The sequence below is a fragment of the Kitasatospora hibisci genome, assembly GCF_043950205.1.
GTDB lineage: Bacteria > Actinomycetota > Actinomycetes > Streptomycetales > Streptomycetaceae > Kitasatospora > Kitasatospora hibisci.
The window spans coordinates 4,901,303-4,919,041 of record NZ_CP171642.1; the positions used below are offsets into that span (position 1 = coordinate 4,901,303).

Here is a 17,739-nt window from a genome sequence, read left to right on the forward strand (position 1 = left end):
GCCTGGGGTGTCCCCGGGTCCTTGTGCGTGCATGCACACCGGTCGCCGCGCCAAGCCGGAGCGCCTCTTCGGCGCGCCGCGCGTGAGCGCCGTCGCTGTACAGCAGCCCATGGGATTCCGTGCCGGAATAAGCCCAACACACCCGACCGCGTGGGTCGACCACGGGGCCGTGTGCGACGGGAACACCGCAGGTTAGTTCCACCAAGCCTTGGCACACAGAAAACGGAGAAACGGTGCCTACGATCCAGCAGCTGGTCCGAAAGGGCCGGCAGGACAAGGTCGAGAAGAACAAGACTCCCGCGCTGAAGGGCTCCCCGCAGCGCCGTGGGGTCTGCACGCGTGTGTACACGACCACCCCGAAGAAGCCGAACTCGGCTCTCCGCAAGGTCGCCCGTGTGCGCCTCACCAGCGGGATCGAGGTCACCGCTTACATCCCGGGCGAGGGCCACAACCTGCAGGAGCACTCCATCGTGCTGGTGCGCGGTGGTCGTGTGAAGGACCTTCCTGGTGTCCGCTACAAGATCATCCGCGGTTCGCTCGACACCCAGGGTGTCAAGAACCGCAAGCAGGCCCGCAGCCGCTACGGCGCCAAGAAGGAGAAGTAAGAATGCCTCGTAAGGGCCCCGCCCCGAAGCGCCCGGTCATCATCGACCCGGTTTACGGCTCCCCGGTCGTCACCCAGCTGGTCAACAAGATCCTGCTGCACGGCAAGCGCTCCACCGCCGAGCGGATCGTCTACGGCGCCCTTGAGGGCGTCCGTGAGAAGACCGGCTCCGACCCGGTCGTGACGCTGAAGCGCGCGCTGGAGAACGTCAAGCCGGCCCTCGAGGTCAAGTCCCGCCGTGTCGGTGGCGCGACCTACCAGGTTCCGGTCGAGGTCCGCCCGGGCCGCGCCAGCACCCTGGCGCTGCGCTGGATGGTCGGTTACTCCCGCGCCCGTCGCGAGAAGACCATGACCGAGCGCCTCATGAACGAGATCCTCGACGCCAGCAACGGTCTGGGCGCTTCCGTGAAGCGTCGCGAGGACACCCACAAGATGGCCGAGTCCAACAAGGCCTTCGCGCACTACCGCTGGTAGTCCGTACCCCGTCACTAGACAGAGAGAGAACGAGCCACCATGGCTGCAACCTCCCTTGACCTGGCCAGGGTCCGCAACATTGGGATCATGGCCCACATCGACGCGGGCAAGACCACCACCACCGAGCGGATCCTGTTCTACACCGGTGTCTCGTACAAGATCGGTGAGGTCCACGATGGCGCTGCCACCATGGACTGGATGGAGCAGGAGCAGGAGCGCGGCATCACGATCACGTCGGCCGCGACGACCTGTCACTGGACGGTCGACGGCGTCGACAACACCATCAACATCATCGACACCCCGGGCCACGTCGACTTCACCGTCGAGGTGGAGCGTTCGCTGCGCGTGCTCGACGGTGCCGTGACGGTGTTCGACGGTGTCGCGGGTGTCGAGCCCCAGTCCGAGACCGTGTGGCGGCAGGCTGACCGTTACGGCGTCCCGCGCATCTGCTTCATCAACAAGCTGGACCGCACGGGCGCGAACTTCTTCTTCTGCGTCAAGACCATCGTGGACCGCCTCGGCGCGACCCCGCTGGTCATGCAGCTGCCGATCGGTGCCGAGTCGGACTTCCAGGGCGTCGTCGACCTGGTCCGCATGAAGGCGCTGGTCTGGTCCGCCGAGGCCGCCAAGGGCGAGATGTACGACGTCGTCGACATCCCGGCCGACCTGCAGGAGCAGGCCGCGGAGTACCGCGAGCAGCTGATCGACACCGTGTCCAACGTCAGCGACGAGATCATGGAGCTCGCCCTTGAGGGCGAGGAGATCCCGGTCGAGCTGCTGCAGGACGCGATCCGCAAGGGCACGCTGAACTCGGACTTCACCCCGATCTTCTGCGGCACCGCGTTCAAGAACAAGGGCGTTCAGCCCCTGCTCGACGCCGTCGTCAAGTACCTGCCGTCCCCGCTGGACATCGAGTCCATCGAGGGCACCAAGCCGGGCGACGACACCGTCAAGATCTCCCGCAAGGCCTCGGACGACGAGCCGCTCGCCGCGCTCGCGTTCAAGATCATGTCGGACCCGCACCTCGGCAAGCTCACCTTCGTCCGGGTTTACTCGGGCCGCCTGGAGTCCGGCACCTCGGTGCTGAACGCCGTCAAGGGCAAGAAGGAGCGCATCGGCAAGATCTACCGCATGCACGCGAACAAGCGTGAGGAGATCGACTCGGTGGGCGCCGGCGACATCATCGCCGTCATGGGCCTGAAGCAGACCACCACCGGTGAGACGCTGTCCGACGAGAAGAACCCGGTCATCCTGGAGTCCATGGACTTCCCGGCCCCGGTCATCCGCGTCGCGATCGAGCCCAAGTCCAAGGGTGACCAGGAGAAGCTGGGTGTCGCCATCCAGCGTCTCGCCGAGGAGGACCCGTCCTTCCAGGTCAACACGGACGAGGAGACCGGCCAGACCATCATCGCGGGTATGGGCGAGCTGCACCTTGAGGTGCTCGTCGACCGTATGCGCCGTGAGTTCAAGGTCGAGGCCAACGTCGGCAAGCCGCAGGTCGCGTACCGCGAGACGATCCGCCAGGCCGTCGAGCGCATCGACTACACCCACAAGAAGCAGACCGGTGGTTCCGGTCAGTTCGCCAAGGTGCAGATCGCGATCGAGCCGCTCGAGCAGACCGAGGGCTACGAGTTCGTCAACCTGGTCACCGGTGGTCGTGTGCCGCGGGAGTACATCCCGTCGGTCGACGCCGGCTGCCAGGAGGCCATGGAGTTCGGTGTGCTCGCCGGCTACCCGCTCCAGGGTGTCCGCGTGAAGCTGCTCGACGGTGCGGCGCACGACGTCGACTCCTCCGAGCTCGCGTTCAAGATCGCCGGTTCGATGGCCTTCAAGGAAGGCGCCAAGAAGGCCAAGCCGGTCCTTCTTGAGCCGATGATGGCCGTCGAGGTCACCACGCCCGAGGACTACATGGGCGACGTGATCGGCGACATCAACTCTCGCCGTGGCCAGATCCGGTCCATGGACGAGCGTCACGGTGCCCGCGTCGTCACGGCGCTGGTGCCCCTCTCCGAGATGTTCGGCTACGTCGGTGACCTGCGCAGCAAGACCTCCGGTCGCGCGAGCTACTCGATGCAGTTCGACTCGTACGCCGAGGTTCCGCGGAACGTGGCGGACGACATCATCGCCAAGGCCAAGGGCGAGTAAGGACCGGCGCCAGCCGGCCCCTTATCCGAGGCCGCAGTACGTCCCGACATTCGGGACGATTGCGAACCCTTAGGCTATTAGGAGACAACCCGGGAGGATCCAGCCGGATTCTCCCGGGGGCCTCCGGCCCCCACCCGCGGGACGGCATGGGGTGCTCCGGCACCCCGTACCCAACCCGATCAAAGACCAACTGACGTCAGCACGGCGTACAGAACTGTCCTCAGGAGGACTGCAGTGGCGAAGGCGAAGTTCGAGCGGACGAAGCCCCACGTCAACATCGGCACCATCGGTCACATCGACCACGGTAAGACGACCCTTACCGCGGCCATCACCAAGGTGCTGCACGACGCGTACCCGGAGATCAACCCCTTCACGCCGTTCGACCAGATCGACAAGGCGCCGGAGGAGCGGCAGCGCGGTATCACCATCTCGATCGCGCACGTCGAGTACCAGACCGAGGCGCGTCACTACGCCCACGTTGACTGCCCGGGTCACGCGGACTACATCAAGAACATGATCACCGGTGCGGCCCAGATGGACGGTGCGATCCTCGTCGTCGCCGCCACCGACGGCCCGATGCCGCAGACCAAGGAGCACGTCCTCCTGGCCCGCCAGGTCGGCGTCCCCTACATCGTCGTCGCCCTGAACAAGGCCGACATGGTGGACGACGAGGAGATCCTGGAGCTCGTCGAGCTCGAGGTCCGTGAGCTCCTCTCCGAGTACGAGTTCCCGGGCGACGACCTGCCGGTCGTCCGCGTCTCCGCGCTGAAGGCGCTGGAGGGCGACAAGGAGTGGGGCGAGAAGCTCCTCGGCCTGATGCACGCGGTCGACGAGAACATCCCGACCCCGGCCCGCGCCGTGGACCAGCCGTTCCTGATGCCGATCGAGGACGTCTTCACGATCACCGGTCGTGGCACCGTCGTCACCGGTCGCATCGAGCGCGGCATCCTCAAGGTCAACGAGACCGTTGACATCATCGGCATCAAGGAAGCCAAGACCACCACCACGGTCACCGGCATCGAGATGTTCCGCAAGCTGCTCGACGAGGGCCAGGCCGGTGAGAACGTCGGTCTGCTGCTCCGTGGCATCAAGCGCGAGGACGTCGAGCGCGGCCAGGTCATCATCAAGCCGGGCTCGGTCACCCCGCACACCGAGTTCGAGGCCCAGTCCTACATCCTGTCGAAGGACGAGGGTGGCCGCCACACCCCGTTCTTCAACAACTACCGCCCGCAGTTCTACTTCCGTACCACGGACGTGACCGGCGTCGTGACCCTCCCCGAGGGCACCGAGATGGTCATGCCGGGCGACAACACCGCCATGTCGGTCGTGCTGATCCAGCCGATCGCCATGGAGGAGGGCCTGAAGTTCGCCATCCGTGAGGGTGGCCGCACCGTCGGCGCCGGCCAGGTCACCAAGATCATCAAGTAATTGACGATCTAGACCTGCCTGCTCCACAGGCATCCGAAGGGCCCCGCACACCCCGGTGTGCGGGGCCCTTCGGCTTCTCACCAGCGCCTCATCGGCCTTCACGGACCGCTCAGAGGCGGCTGCTATCTTTGCCGAAACCAAGCCCAGCAGCGGAAAGCGGGACCAGCTCATGCCCACGGCTCCCCAGTTGTCGATCGTGATACCGATCTACAACGAGCAGGAAGCGCTGCCGCTGACGGTCGAGCGACTGCGACCGATCCTGGACGGGCTCGACGTCACCTACGAGGTCGTCGGCGTCGACGACGGCAGCACCGACGCCACCCCGGTGCTGATGCAGAAGATCCGGCAGGACTGGCCCGAGTTCCGCATCGTGCGATTCGCCCGCAACTCGGGGCACCAGGCGGCGCTGACCGCCGGCATCCACCGGGCCTTCGGCGACCACGTGGTCTCCATCGACGCCGACCTGCAGGACCCGCCCGAGAAGATCCCCGAGATGCTCTCGCTCGCCCGCGAGCAGAACCTCGACATCGTCTACGGGGTGCGCGGGGACCGCGGCACCGACACCTTCTTCAAGCGCCACACGGCCGGCGCGTACTACTGGCTGATGCGCAAGCTGGTCGGCAAGCGGATGCCCAACCAGGCCGGCGACTTCCGGCTGCTCAGCCGCTCCGCGGTCGACGCGCTGAAGGCGCTGCCCGAGCAGCAGCCGGTCTACCGGATGCTCGTGCCGTGGCTGGGCTTCCCGAGCGGTGAGGTCGTCTACGTGCGCGAGGAGCGGGTGGCCGGCAGCACCCACTACCCGCTGTCCAAGATGCTCCGGCTCGCCCTCGACAGCATCACCAACTTCTCCGCCAGCCCGCTGCGGCTGGCCACCTGGCTGGGCCTGCTGAGCTTCCTGGTCTGCATCGGCCTGGCGGTCTACACCACCGTCGAGTACGCGCTCGGCTCGACGGTGCCGGGCTGGTCGTCGCTGTTCATAGGGATGCTCTTCATCGGTGCCGTCCAGCTGGTCTGCGTCGGCCTGCTCGGGGAGTACGTCGGCCGGATCTACTCGGCCGTCCAGGCCCGGCCGGCCTACTTCGTCGGCTACGACTCCGCCGACGACGAGTCGGAGGGGCGGGCCTGATGGCGTCCGCCGGCGGCCCGACGCCGCCCCCCTCGCCGCCCGCCCCCGCGCCCGCCGCGTCGCCGGCGAGCGGATCGACCCGGCGTCAGCTCCCTTCGTTCCTGGTCATCGGCGTCCTCAGCACGCTCTTCTACCTGCTGCTGTTCGTCGTCGCGCGCTGGTTCACCGGCCCGCAGGCCGCCAACCTGATCGCACTCGCCGTCAGCGCGGTCGCCAACACGGCCGCCAATCGGCGTTTCACCTTCGGGATCGCCGGGTCGGAGGGGATGATTCGTCATCAGCTCCAGGGTGCGGTGGCCTTCCTGATCGGTCTCGGCCTCAGCGCCGGGGCGCTCGCCCTGCTCGACCTCGCCGTCCCGGACGCGTCCCGGGTGGTGGAGGTCGCCGGCCTGGTGGCCGCGAACGGGCTCGCCACCGTGGCCCGGTTCCTGTTGTTGAAGGTCTGGGTCTTCCGGAGCAAGCCGTCCGGGCAGTCGGACAGTTGACGGCGTCCCCGCGATCGTTCGGGGACGCAGGCTGTCTATATGATTGCCCTTTGTAGCCTACCCGTGCGCTGTTGTGTCGTTTCGGTGGACGGGGGGCCCGCCTGGCCCAGAGGGGGGCGATGGCGGAGATCCGACCGAAGGGGCACTCCGCGTGTCGACCGCACAGTCCGAGCTGACCACAGGAGCTCGGAGCCGGCAACAGCCGGCCGAGCCGGCCGGACCCGTCGGGCCGAGAAGCCGGGCCGGGGCCCAGCCGCCCCGGCGCAACCCGCTCCACCTGGCCCTGGCCGTGCTGCTGTCCTGGCTGGTGCCGGCCGGACTGGTGGCGGTGCACCTCGGCGTCCTGCTCCTGCCGCTGCTCGTTCTGGCGGTCGCCGTCGTGATCCGCACCGGCGGCGTGCTGCTGGACCGCCTGGTGATCGCCGGCCTGATCGTGGCCGGTTCGGTGCTCACCCTCGGCCTGCTGTACTCGCTCTGGCCGTGGGGCCTCGCCCCGGTGCCGACCACCGGGGTGATGTTCACCCTGATCTCGGTCGGCGGCTGGCTCGCGCGCCGGCGCCCGCGGCTGCCGCTGCGCTTCCGCGGATCGGACCTCCTGGTCCTGGGCACCGTCGCGGTGGTGGGCCGCTACCTCTTCCACCCGCTGATGGGGGAGACGGCGGCCGAGCGCGTCGCGCTGTTCGCCACCTCCGAGGACCGGCTCGCGCACTTCTCCTTCTTCTCCGGCATCCAGGGCGTCGGCGGCTTCAACTTCCTCCACCAGGAGGCGGCCAAGGCGTACCTCATCCCGCCGTCCGAGGTGACCTACCCGCAGGGCTCGCACTTCCTGCTGGCCTGGGTGGACGCGCTGGTCCACTCCTCCGCCGACCCCGGCGCGATGATCTACACGGTCAACCGCTACTTCCTGTACCTGCTGGTCTGCTACGCGCTGTTCTGCGGCGGGCTGGTCTGGGCCGCCCGCTGGATCGGCGGGCCGCGGCTGCGCGGCTGGCGGTGCACCGCGGTCTGCGCGACCGTCGGCGCCGTCATGCTGGCGACCAACTATCTGGACCTGCTCGCCCACGGTTTCGACTCGACCTTCATCGGGCTCTTCTTCGTGACCCTGACGCTCGCGGTCGCCGTCCGCCCGGCCATGGGGGTGGGCGAGTTCCTGCTGGCCGGCGCCGCCGGCATGATCACGGTCACCTACGCGTACAACATCTACGGCGCGTTCGCCGGCGTCGCGCTGTTCGGCGCGCTCGTCGTGCACCGCCGCAGGTTCGCCGGCCGCTGGCCCTGGGTGCTCGGCGCGCTGGTGGTGACGCTCGGTGTCGCGGCACTGCCGAGCGCCCTCTCGCTGATGGGCGACCTGGACGTGGCCAGCGCCTCCAACATGAACGGCCCGTCCGTCAGCGCGGACAACTCGGTGCTGATCGGCGGCGGGCTGCTGGGCCTGCTGGCCGCGGTGATGCCGCGTAACCGCCGTACGGCCACCGGCCAGGCGCACCTGGCGGTGCTGCTCGGCACCGGCGCGCTGCTGAGCGCCTTCGCGCTGTACCAGCTGCACACCATCCAGCGGTACTCCTACTACTTCCACAAGATGACCGGCGTCGGCGTGGTGGTGAGCCTGGTCTCACTCGGCGCGGTCGGCGTCGTCCTGCAGGGCCAGTACCGGGGGAGCGCCCGGACGCTGCCGCGGCGGGCCGGCGAGCTGGTCGTCTCCGTCCTGACCGTCGCCACCGCGCTCAGCCTCTTCGCGGGCGTCCAGTGGGGCTTCCTCAGCACCAAGGACAAGCGCGCCGACTGGTACGCCAACCCGCTGGTGGCCTGGGGTCGCGGCGAGTGGCGCAGCGACATGGGCCCCAAGGGCGCCGAGGCGCTGCAGCTTCCCGGTGTGACCGGACCGGTCGTCTTCCTGGTGGCGAACGACGACTACAAGAACCTCAAGGCGACCTGGCTCGCCTCGCTGCTCAACCGGCGCGGCGGCGACATGGCCGCGCTGTACGACATGCACCCGCACATCGGCATCGGCGGTCCGTCCCCCAAGGAGGAGGACTACCGCAAGTCGGTCGGCAAGCTGAAGGAGTTCATCGCCAAGCTGCCGGCCCCGCCGACGATCGTGACCGCCGATCGCCCCGTGGGTGATCGGATCAAGCGGGACCTGGCCGCCCAGGGCGTCAAGGTGACGGTGCTGAGCGATCCTCAGAACCTCTGGACCGAACCGTGGAAGCGCACCTTCCCCGGTGGCTGACGGCCCCGGGAGGGTCACCGGCCATTCACGGTGACCCGCTACTATTCACAGCAATCGCACGGAGGGGGCCGACCGCGTGCGGAGACGGGAGCCCAGGTCGGCCGGTGAACTCGGTGATCATGTGATGAAGAACCCGATCGCCAAGCTGCTCGGGATTCTCCCCCCGGGGGCCCGGCTCGTGGTCGGTGGCACGGTTGTGCTCGGAGCCTCGGCGTACGTCTACATGGCGCTCGTCGGCTACAGCCTCGGCACCGCCGGGGCCGCCCGGGTGACGATGCTCTGGACCATCGTCATGTCGGTCGGCTGGGGGCTGTTCCAGCCGGTCGAGCTGGAGCTGACCAGGCTGGTGGCCGCCCGCAAGGTGGCCGGAGCCGGCGCACTGCCCGCCGTCCGGCGGATGCTGCTGCTCGCGCTGGCGATCCTGGCCGGTGCCTGCGGCGTCCTGGCCGCCGCCGCGCGCCCGATCGCCGACCTGCTCTTCAGCGGCGACAGCTCGCTCGTGCTGGCGCTCGCCGGCGGGCTGGCCGGCCTCGCGGTGAGCTCCGTCTCCCGCGGCGCCCTGGCCGGCCTCGGCCTGTTCGGCCCGTACGGCACCCAGCTGGCCGTCGACGGCGCCCTGCGGATCGGCCTGGCCGCGCTGACCGCCGTGGCCGGGCTGCACTCCGCCCTGGCCTTCGGCCTGATCCTGGTGGTGGCCCCGGTCGTGGCGGCCCTGATCGGCCTGCGCGGAATCCTGGCCGACCGGGCACCCGGCCCCGAGGTGGCCTGGAAGGAACTCACCGGCGGCCTGGGCCTGCTGATCGCCTCGGTGATGCTCTCCCAGCTGGTGGTCAACGCCACCGTGGTCTGCGTCCGCCTGCTCGCCCCCAGGCACTCCGAGGCCTCCGACGCGCTGGTGTTCGCGCTCGGCCAGGCCGTGGTGATGGCCCGGGTGCCGCTCTTCGCCTACAGCGCGCTCCAGGCCTCGATGGTCTCGGCGCTCTCCGGCGCGGCCGCGGCGGGGGACCACAGCGAGTTCCGCAAGGTGCTGACCCGGACCACCGCGGTGGTCGCGGCGATGTGCATCGGCGGCGGTCTGCCGGTCATCGCGCTCGGTGCCTGGCTCAACCCGCTGCTCTTCAACGCCAAGGACCTGCTCGGCCCGCTCGACTTCACCTGGCTGGTCCTCGGGACGCTCTGCTACGTCCTGGCCACCGTCTTCGGCCAGGCCCTGATGTCGCGCTCGCAGCACCGCCTCCAGTTGGTGGGCTGGGCCGCGGGTTCCGTAGCATTGGTGGCCGTCGCGTGCGCCCCCGGTGCCGTCGGCCTGCGCGCCGAGCTCGCCTACCTGGCCGGTGCGGCGGTCAGCGCCGTGCTGATGCTGTGGGCCCTGTACCGCGCCATGCCCTCCCGTCCCCGCCCGTCCGGCGACGCCCGCCCGCGCCCGGACGGGGACCGGGCGACCGAGCCGCTGCGCACCCCGTGACGGTGAGGACCCGACTGTGACTGGCCGACGACGCCCATGAGCAGCACCGACGACAGACCGACCCAGGCACGCACCGGCGTGCCGATCGCCAAGCATGGAGCCCCTGTGTCCGAGTACGACAACGTCTGGCTGGTGATCCCGGCCTACAACGAAGGCCAGGTGATCGCCGAGGTCGTGGAAGGGGCACGCAAGACCTTCCCCAACATCGTCGTGGTGGACGACGGCTGCACCGACGACACGGCGCAGCACGTCATGACGACCGGTGCGCACCTCGTCCGCCACCCGGTGAACCTCGGCCAGGGCGCCGCGCTGCAGACCGGTCTGAAGTACGCGCTGGAGCAGCAGGGCGCGGAGTACTTCGCGACCTTCGACGCGGACGGCCAGCACCAGACCGGCGACGTCGAGAAGATGGTGGCGCTGCTGCGCCAGGGCGAGGCCGACATCGTGCTCGGCTCCCGCTTCATCGAGCAGACCGGCCAGGTGCCGTGGATCAAGCGCGTGGTGCTGCGGACGGCCGCCGCGGTCAGCCCCACCGCCCGCAAGCTGAAGCTCACCGACGCGCACAACGGTCTGCGCGTCATGAACCGCGAGGCCGCCGGCCGCATCCGGATCACCATGAACGGCATGGCCCACGCTTCGGAGATCGTCTCCTTCCTCGCCGGCTCGGATCTGCGGGTCGCCGAGCTGCCGGTGGACATCCTGTACACCGACTACTCTCGCGCCAAGGGTCAGTCCCTGATCAATGGCGTCAACATCCTCTTCGACATCTCGCTGCGGGAGCGTAACCGCCGATGAACCACCTCTGGATTCAGCTGATCCTCGTCGTGGCCGCCGTGGCCATGGCCCTCCTGTTCGTCCGGCGCTGGGACGCCGCGAACACCAGGGCGTGGAAGCGCATCGCCTTCTCGCTCTTCGTGGTCGCGAACATCGTCGCGATCCTGTGGCCGACCGGCGTGACCAAGCTGGCCACCGCCCTGGGCGTGGGCCGCGGCACCGACCTGGTGCTGTACCTGATGGTGATCGCCATGGGCTTCCTGACGCTCAACACCTACCTGCGCTTCCGCTCGCTGGAGAAGAAGATCACCGACCTGGCGCGCACGGTGGCCATCACCGAGGGCATCCGCCACAACAACGACCGCCTCGACGTCCCGGTCAGCTCCGAGCGCTGACCCGGGCCCGCCGGGCGAGGACACCGACGAGAGAACGGGACCCCCGTGCGGGGTACCGTTCCTCTTCGCGTCACCGGGCAGGCGCGCCGGTGCACCGAAGCGCGATCAAGACCAGGAGGTGCGGCGCCGCCATGAGCGTCGATTTCGTCATTCCGTACTACGGCGACCCGGAGTACCTGTTCGCCACCATCGACAGCATCCGGGCGCAGCACCAGGAGGACTGGCGGCTGACGATCGTGGACGACCAGTACCCGGGCTTCCGGGCGCTGGAGTACATCGAGAGCCTGGGCGACGAGCGGATCCGCTACGTCCGCAACGAGGAGCGGCTGGGCCCCAACGGGAACACCTACAAGGCCTCGACCCTGGCCGAGCGCGAGTTCGTCTCGATGATGGGTGCCGACGACCTTCTGGAGCCGGACTACCTCGACGTCGTCCTGGAGCGCCTGCGGGCCGACCCGAAGGCGATCGCGGTCCAGCCCGGGGTGCGGGTGATGGACAGCGAGGGCACGATCCTCACCTCGGTCGGCATCGGCGACAAGGTCAAGCGCAAGATCAGCGCCCCGGCCCGCAAGGCCGGCGTGATCAGCGGCGAGGAGGCGGTGAAGAGCCTGCTCTCCGGCAACTGGCTGTACACACCCTCGCTCACCTACCGCCAGTCCGCCCTGTCGAAGATCCCCTACCGGCCGGACATCGACGCCATCCACGACCTGGCCTTCATGGTCGACATGCTGATGGAGGGCGGCAACCTCCTGGTCGACGAGCGCGAGGTGTTCCGCTACCGCCGCCACCAGGCCAGCGACTCCTCGACCCGGGTGAAGGACGGCAAGCGCTTCGACGAGGAGCTGCACTACTACGGGCTGATCGCCAAGGAACTGCGCGCCAAGGGCTGGAACGCCGCCGCCCGCTCCGCCGACCTGCACCTGTCCTCGCGTCTGCACGCGCTGATGGTGGCGGCCGGCCGACTCGGCGCCGGTGACTTCGCGCACGCCGGGGCCATGGTGGGACGGGCCGTCCGCACCGGCTGACCGCCCGGGCAGCGCCGAAGCAGGCATTCGGCGGAGGCCGGGGGACCGGGCGGCGCCCCCACGACGTCCGATTGACCGTCGCCACATCCGCGCCACTCCACGAAAGCGACTGACATGACTGATCTGGCTGCCGACCCGGTCGGCGGCTCCACCACGGAGCCGCGCCGGCCGGGCGGTGTGACGACGGAACCGGTCGGCTCGCGGGCTCCGGGCCTGCTGGCCCGGCCCTGGGCGGCCCGCACCGCCGAGGCGGTGGTGTCGGTCGTGGCGGCCTTCGGCTTCGCCCTGCTCTGCACCCGCATCGACGTCAACCCGCTAGCCCGGGTCGGCCAGGTCAGCGGCCTGGCCATGATCCAGAAGTACGCGGCGCTGGTGGGCCTGCCGGTCCTGGCCGTGCTGCTCTACACCGCCTACCGCGGCAGCGTGGCGCGCGCCCAGCTCGCCCAGCGGCTGGTCTGCGCCGCCGTCGCGGGTCTGTCCACCGGCGTGGTGGCCGGCGGCATCGTGGTGGCGCTGAACGGCACCCAGTGGGGGCTCGGCGGCCAGGAGGGCGACCCGGGCAACCTCATCGGCATGGCCAACGACATGCTGCGCGGCCAGGGCGTTCCCGGCGTCTACCCGCCCGGGTTCCCGGGGGCGCTGGCGATCTGGTCGAAGCTCTTCTACGGCGGTGTCGGCGGCGGTGGCTACGCGCTCAAGGACCTCCAGCTGATCTGCAGCGCGCTGGTCGGCCCGATGGCCTACCTGTCCTGGCGGCTGCTGCTGCGTCCGTTCTGGGCCCTGCTGATCGCCGTCCCGTCGGCGATCCTCTTCCTCGACCCGATCCGCCCGTACAGCCACGTCACCATGATCGTGATGGTGCCGATGCTGGCGGGCGCCCTGCGCGAGCTGCGCCGCGCCCACGAGCTGTCGACCCGCTCGGTCGTGCTCCGCGCCCTGGGCTTCGGCGGCTCGTTCGGCGTGATGTTCCTCTGGTACAACGGCTGGTTCGTCTGGGCGGCCCCCGGGGTCTTCGTCCTGACGATGTTCGTCGTTCCGTGGCGGCAGGGCGCCGCGCGGCTCAAGCGGGCCCTGCTGTTCGTCGGCGTGACGGTGCTGAGTGCCGGCGTCGTCGCCTCGCCGCTGCTGTACCAGCTGGTCAAGCTGGGGGCGCAGGCCAAGGACCGGTACGCCTACCTGCCGGTCTACATCGACCCGGCGTACATCATGGGCTGGGCCTCGGACCGTTCCGGCCGCCTCACGTACCACGACTGGCCGTGGCACGGCGAGCTCGCCGGCCAGAGCGCCTACACCCTGCTGCTGCTGGCCGGCGCGGCGCTGGCGCTGGGCCTGGGCCTGCGCAGCATCGCGGTCCGGACGGTCGCGGCGACCCTGATCGGCGCCTGGCTGCTGCGCTTCTGGTTCGCCTCGCACCTGGCCCAGGACAAGGCGATCCAGCTCTACCCGCGCACCACCTGGATCATCCTGTACGCCCTGATGATCCTCGCCGTGCTCGGCCTGATGTTCGCCGTTCAGCGTGGGACGAGCTGGGTCCGCACCCTCCAGCGGGTCGAGGACGGCAAGCCGGTGGCGGGGGCGATCCGCCCGGCGGTCACCGGCCGGATGGTCGCGGGCGCGGTCTGTGCGCTCGCGCTGTTCGCGACCATGGGCGCCTCCTGGTCGGCCGACCGCTACATGCCGACGACCGACCCGAAGGCCATCCCGGACGGCAAGTCGGAGATCATCGACATGGGCGCGGACGCCTGGCGTGCGCACATCCTGGTGAACCGCGACGGGAAGTGCCCCAAGTACGACCCGGCCGGTCCGACGGACTGCGCGCCGGTGAACTACAAGCTCAAGGAGTACAACAACGAGCCCGACAAGGGGCAGCTGTGGTGCGCCAACGTGAAGTCCGAGGAGTGGGCCCTGGTCTGCGGCTCCAAGCGCCCCTGGTAGCGGAGCGGATCGGCTGAGCGGCCCCGGTGTGGTACGGACCACGCCGGGGCCGATTGGCATCCGGGCTGCTCCATGTGGCAGTATGTCCAAGTTGCTCGGTTGAGTGCCGATGCTGCGCGCCTCCCGCCGGGAGGACCGGAAGCGAGTCCCATGTACTCGTCGTTCCCGTGATGGCCGTTCATGTGTTCACGTGAAGTGTGTGAATGCAGTGGTGTGAAGTCGACACCGCGGCAGCTGCGGGGCGGACGTACGGGAATCTTCCGGGAAGCGTGGGCGGGGCCTCGACCCGACATCCGGTGGGTGCAAGACCTCACCGACTCACAGCGAGAACACCGAGAAGAGGACACACTCTTCCGGTTTTTTGCAAGCGGGAGTGCGACACGCCCGACCGCGTGGGTCGAAGGTAACCACCCGGGGATGCCACCGGACACAGTCCACCCGGACGAATCCGGCCGTAGAAGCAGCAGACGACACAAAGGACTACTGAGTAGCCATGGCGGGACAGAAGATCCGCATCCGGCTCAAGGCCTACGACCACGAGGTCATCGACTCCTCGGCGAAGAAGATCGTCGAGACGGTGATCCGTACTGGTGCGCAGGTCGCGGGCCCGGTGCCGCTGCCCACTGAGAAGAACGTGTACTGCGTCATCCGCTCGCCGCACAAGTACAAGGACTCGCGCGAGCACTTCGAGATGCGTACTCACAAGCGTCTGATCGACATCCTCGACCCCACGCCGAAGACGGTTGACTCGCTCATGCGTCTCGACCTGCCGGCTGGTGTCGACATCGAGATCAAGCTCTGAGAGGCGCACCGAAGATGGCTAAGCAGATTAAGGGCATCCTGGGCGAGAAGCTCGGCATGACCCAGGTCTGGGACGAGAACAACCGGATCGTTCCGGTGACCGTCGTCAAGGCTGGGCCCAATGTCGTGACCCAGGTCCACACCGCCGACAGCCCGGCCGGCTACGACGCCGTCCAGATCGGCTTCGGCGAGATCGACCCCCGCAAGGTGAACAAGCCCCTCGCGGGCCACTTCGCCAAGGCCGGTGTCACCCCGCGCCGCCACCTGGTCGAGCTGCGTACCTCGGACGCGTCCGAGTACACCCTGGGCCAGGAGATCACCGCCGAGCTGTTCGAGGCGGGTGTCAAGGTCGACGTGACCGGCACCTCCAAGGGCAAGGGCTTCGCCGGTGTCATGAAGCGTCACAACTTCAAGGGTCTCGGCGCCGGCCACGGCACCCAGCGCAAGCACCGTTCGCCCGGTTCCATCGGTGGCTGCGCCACCCCGGGCCGCGTGTTCAAGGGCCTGCGCATGGCCGGTCGGATGGGTCACGAGCGTGTGACCACCCAGAACCTGACCGTGCACGCGGTCGACGCGGAGAAGGGCCTGCTGCTCATCAAGGGCGCCGTCCCGGGCCCGAACGGCGGCCTCGTCCTCGTCCGCACCGCGGCGAAGGGGCTGTGAGGAAATGAGCACCATTGACATCCTGTCGCCGGCTGGCGACAAGACCGGCAGCATCGAGCTGCCGGCCGAGATCTTCGACGCGAAGGTCAGCGTTCCGCTGATGCACCAGGTCGTCGTGGCGCAGCTCGCTGCGGCTCGTCAGGGCACCCACAAGACCAAGACTCGTGGCGAGGTCCGCGGCGGCGGCAAGAAGCCGTACCGCCAGAAGGGCACCGGCCGCGCCCGTCAGGGCTCGACCCGTGCGCCGCAGTTCGCCGGCGGTGGCGTCGTGCACGGTCCCGTGCCGCGCGACTACTCGCAGCGGACCCCGAAGAAGATGATCGCCGCCGCCCTGCGCGGTGCGCTCACGGACCGGGCCCGCCACAACCGCATCCACGTCGTCACCGACGTGACCGCGACCGAGGCGCCGTCGACCAAGGCCGCCAAGAGCCTGTTCGGCAAGATCACCGACCGCAAGAACGTCCTCCTGGTCGTCGAGCGCTCGGACGAGCTGGGCCTCAAGTCCGCTCGCAACCTGCCGCACGTGCACATCCTGGACGCCGGTCAGCTGAACACCTACGACGTGCTCGTCTCCGACGATGTGGTCTTCACCCAGGCCGCCTTCGAGCGTTTCGTGGCCGGTCCGGCCGCGTCCGCCAAGGCCGTTGCCGCTGAGGGCGAGCTCGAAGGGAGCGCCGCCTGATGAGCGACGTTACGAGCAAGACGTTCACGGACCCCCGTGACGTCCTGGTGAAGCCGGTCATCTCCGAGAAGAGCTACAGCCTTCTCGACGAGAACAAGTACACGTTCATCGTGTCGCCGGGCGCCAACAAGACCCAGATCAAGCAGGCCGTCGAGGCGGTCTTCTCGGTCAAGGTCGAGGCTGTCAACACGATCAACCGTCAGGGCAAGCGCAAGCGCTCCAAGACGGGCTTTGGCAAGCGCAAGGACACCAAGCGCGCCATCGTGACGCTGGCCGAGGGCAACCGCATCGACATCTTCGGTGGTCCGGTCTCCTGAATAGGGAGATCGTGATCGTCGATTAGGACGAGGACGAGAGAGCCAAATGGGCATCCGCAAGTACAAGCCGACTACGCCGGGCCGTCGTGGCTCCAGCGTGGCCGACTTCGTAGAAATCACGCGGTCCACGCCGGAGAAGTCGCTGGTTCGCCCCCTGCACAGCAAGGGCGGCCGTAACAACGCCGGTCGTGTCACCGCTCGCCACCAGGGTGGCGGTCACAAGCGCGCCTACCGCGTGATCGACTTCCGTCGTCACGACAAGGACGGCGTGCCGGCCAAGGTCGCGCACATCGAGTACGACCCGAACCGCACCGCGCGCATCGCGCTCCTGCACTACGCGGACGGCGAGAAGCGCTACATCATCGCTCCGCGCGGCATCACGCAGGGTGACCGGATCGAGAACGGCCCCGCGGCCGACATCAAGCCGGGCAACAACCTGCCGCTGCGCAACATCCCGGTCGGTACCACCATCCACGCGGTGGAGCTGCGTCCCGGCGGCGGTGCCAAGCTGGCCCGCTCGGCCGGCTCCGGCATCCAGCTGCTGGCGCGTGAGGGCAAGATGGCGCACCTGCGCATGCCCTCCGGTGAGATCCGCCTGGTGGACGCGCGCTGCCGCGCCACCGTCGGCGAGGTCGGCAACGCGGAGCAGTCGAACATCAACTGGGGCAAGGCCGGCCGTATGCGCTGGAAGGGCGTTCGCCCGACCGTGCGTGGTGTGGCCATGAACCCGATCGACCACCCGCACGGTGGTGGTGAGGGTAAGACCTCCGGTGGTCGCCACCCGGTCTCGCCGTGGGGTAAGCCCGAGGGCCGTACCCGTCGCCCGAACAAGGCGTCGGACAAGCTCATCGTGCGCCGCCGCAAGACCAACAAGAAGCGCTAGGAGCAGGTCAGATGCCGCGCAGCCTCAAGAAGGGCCCCTTCATCGACGGCCACCTCATCAAGAAGGTGGACGCTCAGAACGAGGCGGGTACCCAGAACGTCATCAAGACCTGGTCCCGTCGCTCCGTGATCTCCCCGAGCATGCTCGGCCACACGATCGCGGTTCACGATGGTCGCAAGCACGTCCCGGTGTTCGTCACCGAGTCGATGGTCGGCCACAAGCTGGGCGAGTTCGCTCCGACCCGCACCTTCCGCGGCCACGTCAAGGACGACCGCAAGTCGAAGCGTCGCTAGTCGCCTGAGCTTCA

18 protein-coding genes are annotated in these 17,739 nt (G+C 68.7%); all 18 read left to right on the top strand.

The genetic code is table 11. The features are described 5' to 3' along the window. Positions 1 to 233: 233 nt before the first annotated feature. Positions 234 to 605 carry a 30S ribosomal protein S12 gene (rpsL, locus tag ACF9IK_RS21430; RefSeq protein ID WP_014144289.1) on the top strand — a complete coding sequence of 124 codons (372 nt, stop codon included), beginning with the start codon at positions 234 to 236 and terminating at the stop codon, positions 603 to 605. A 2-nt stretch (positions 606 to 607) separates the two neighbouring features. Beyond that, the gene (rpsG, locus tag ACF9IK_RS21435; RefSeq protein WP_030055803.1) at positions 608 to 1,078 is read left to right on the top strand and encodes a 30S ribosomal protein S7; all 471 of its coding nucleotides are present in this window, start codon (positions 608 to 610) and stop codon (positions 1,076 to 1,078) included. Positions 1,079 to 1,117: 39 nt separating this feature from the next. Then, a complete protein-coding gene (gene fusA / locus ACF9IK_RS21440; protein WP_395295778.1) occupies positions 1,118 to 3,223 on the top strand; it encodes an elongation factor G in 2,106 nt (701 codons plus the stop codon). A 234-nt stretch (positions 3,224 to 3,457) separates the two neighbouring features. Further along, complete coding sequence (tuf, locus tag ACF9IK_RS21445) at positions 3,458 to 4,651, top strand: elongation factor Tu (protein WP_395295779.1); 1,194 nt, start codon at positions 3,458 to 3,460, stop codon at positions 4,649 to 4,651. A 169-nt stretch (positions 4,652 to 4,820) separates the two neighbouring features. Beyond that, on the top strand, positions 4,821 to 5,777 hold the full coding sequence (locus ACF9IK_RS21450; protein WP_395295780.1) for a glycosyltransferase family 2 protein: 957 nt from the start codon (positions 4,821 to 4,823) through the stop codon (positions 5,775 to 5,777). Beyond that, on the top strand, positions 5,777 to 6,262 hold the full coding sequence (locus tag ACF9IK_RS21455; protein WP_395295781.1) for a GtrA family protein: 486 nt from the start codon (positions 5,777 to 5,779) through the stop codon (positions 6,260 to 6,262). The genes ACF9IK_RS21450 and ACF9IK_RS21455 overlap by 1 nt, the downstream gene beginning before the upstream one ends. Positions 6,263 to 6,413: 151 nt before the next feature. Next, positions 6,414 to 8,492, top strand: coding sequence for a hypothetical protein (locus ACF9IK_RS21460; protein WP_395295782.1), 2,079 nt, complete (start codon positions 6,414 to 6,416; stop codon positions 8,490 to 8,492). 124 nt (positions 8,493 to 8,616) lie between these two features. Next, entirely contained in the window at positions 8,617 to 9,957 is a 1,341-nt protein-coding gene (locus tag ACF9IK_RS21465; RefSeq protein WP_395295783.1) for a hypothetical protein, read from the top strand. Between the two features lie 105 nt (positions 9,958 to 10,062). Further along, entirely contained in the window at positions 10,063 to 10,752 is a 690-nt protein-coding gene (locus tag ACF9IK_RS21470) for a glycosyltransferase family 2 protein (protein ID WP_395295784.1), read from the top strand. Further along, on the top strand, positions 10,749 to 11,126 hold the full coding sequence (locus ACF9IK_RS21475) for a DUF2304 domain-containing protein (RefSeq protein ID WP_395295785.1): 378 nt from the start codon (positions 10,749 to 10,751) through the stop codon (positions 11,124 to 11,126). The genes ACF9IK_RS21470 and ACF9IK_RS21475 overlap by 4 nt, the downstream gene beginning before the upstream one ends. A 131-nt stretch (positions 11,127 to 11,257) precedes the next feature. Continuing rightward, complete coding sequence (locus tag ACF9IK_RS21480; RefSeq protein ID WP_395295786.1) at positions 11,258 to 12,151, top strand: glycosyltransferase family 2 protein; 894 nt, start codon at positions 11,258 to 11,260, stop codon at positions 12,149 to 12,151. Between the two features lie 114 nt (positions 12,152 to 12,265). After that, entirely contained in the window at positions 12,266 to 14,086 is a 1,821-nt protein-coding gene (locus ACF9IK_RS21485; protein WP_395295787.1) for a hypothetical protein, read from the top strand. Positions 14,087 to 14,579: 493 nt separating this feature from the next. Continuing rightward, a complete protein-coding gene (gene rpsJ, locus ACF9IK_RS21490) occupies positions 14,580 to 14,888 on the top strand; it encodes a 30S ribosomal protein S10 (RefSeq protein WP_012785157.1) in 309 nt (102 codons plus the stop codon). A 14-nt stretch (positions 14,889 to 14,902) separates the two neighbouring features. Beyond that, on the top strand, positions 14,903 to 15,550 hold the full coding sequence (gene rplC / locus ACF9IK_RS21495; protein ID WP_030263524.1) for a 50S ribosomal protein L3: 648 nt from the start codon (positions 14,903 to 14,905) through the stop codon (positions 15,548 to 15,550). A 4-nt stretch (positions 15,551 to 15,554) separates the two neighbouring features. Next, positions 15,555 to 16,232 (top strand): 50S ribosomal protein L4, encoded by a 678-nt coding sequence (rplD, locus tag ACF9IK_RS21500; RefSeq protein WP_395295788.1) that lies wholly within the window; start codon positions 15,555 to 15,557, stop codon positions 16,230 to 16,232. Then, entirely contained in the window at positions 16,232 to 16,549 is a 318-nt protein-coding gene (gene rplW, locus ACF9IK_RS21505) for a 50S ribosomal protein L23 (RefSeq protein WP_030280768.1), read from the top strand. The genes rplD and rplW overlap by 1 nt, the downstream gene beginning before the upstream one ends. A gap of 46 nt (positions 16,550 to 16,595) precedes the next feature. Next, positions 16,596 to 17,432, top strand: coding sequence for a 50S ribosomal protein L2 (gene rplB, locus ACF9IK_RS21510; RefSeq protein ID WP_209414068.1), 837 nt, complete (start codon positions 16,596 to 16,598; stop codon positions 17,430 to 17,432). A gap of 11 nt (positions 17,433 to 17,443) precedes the next feature. Continuing rightward, on the top strand, positions 17,444 to 17,725 hold the full coding sequence (gene rpsS, locus ACF9IK_RS21515) for a 30S ribosomal protein S19 (protein WP_035848164.1): 282 nt from the start codon (positions 17,444 to 17,446) through the stop codon (positions 17,723 to 17,725). The last annotated feature ends 14 nt before the right edge of the window (positions 17,726 to 17,739 follow it).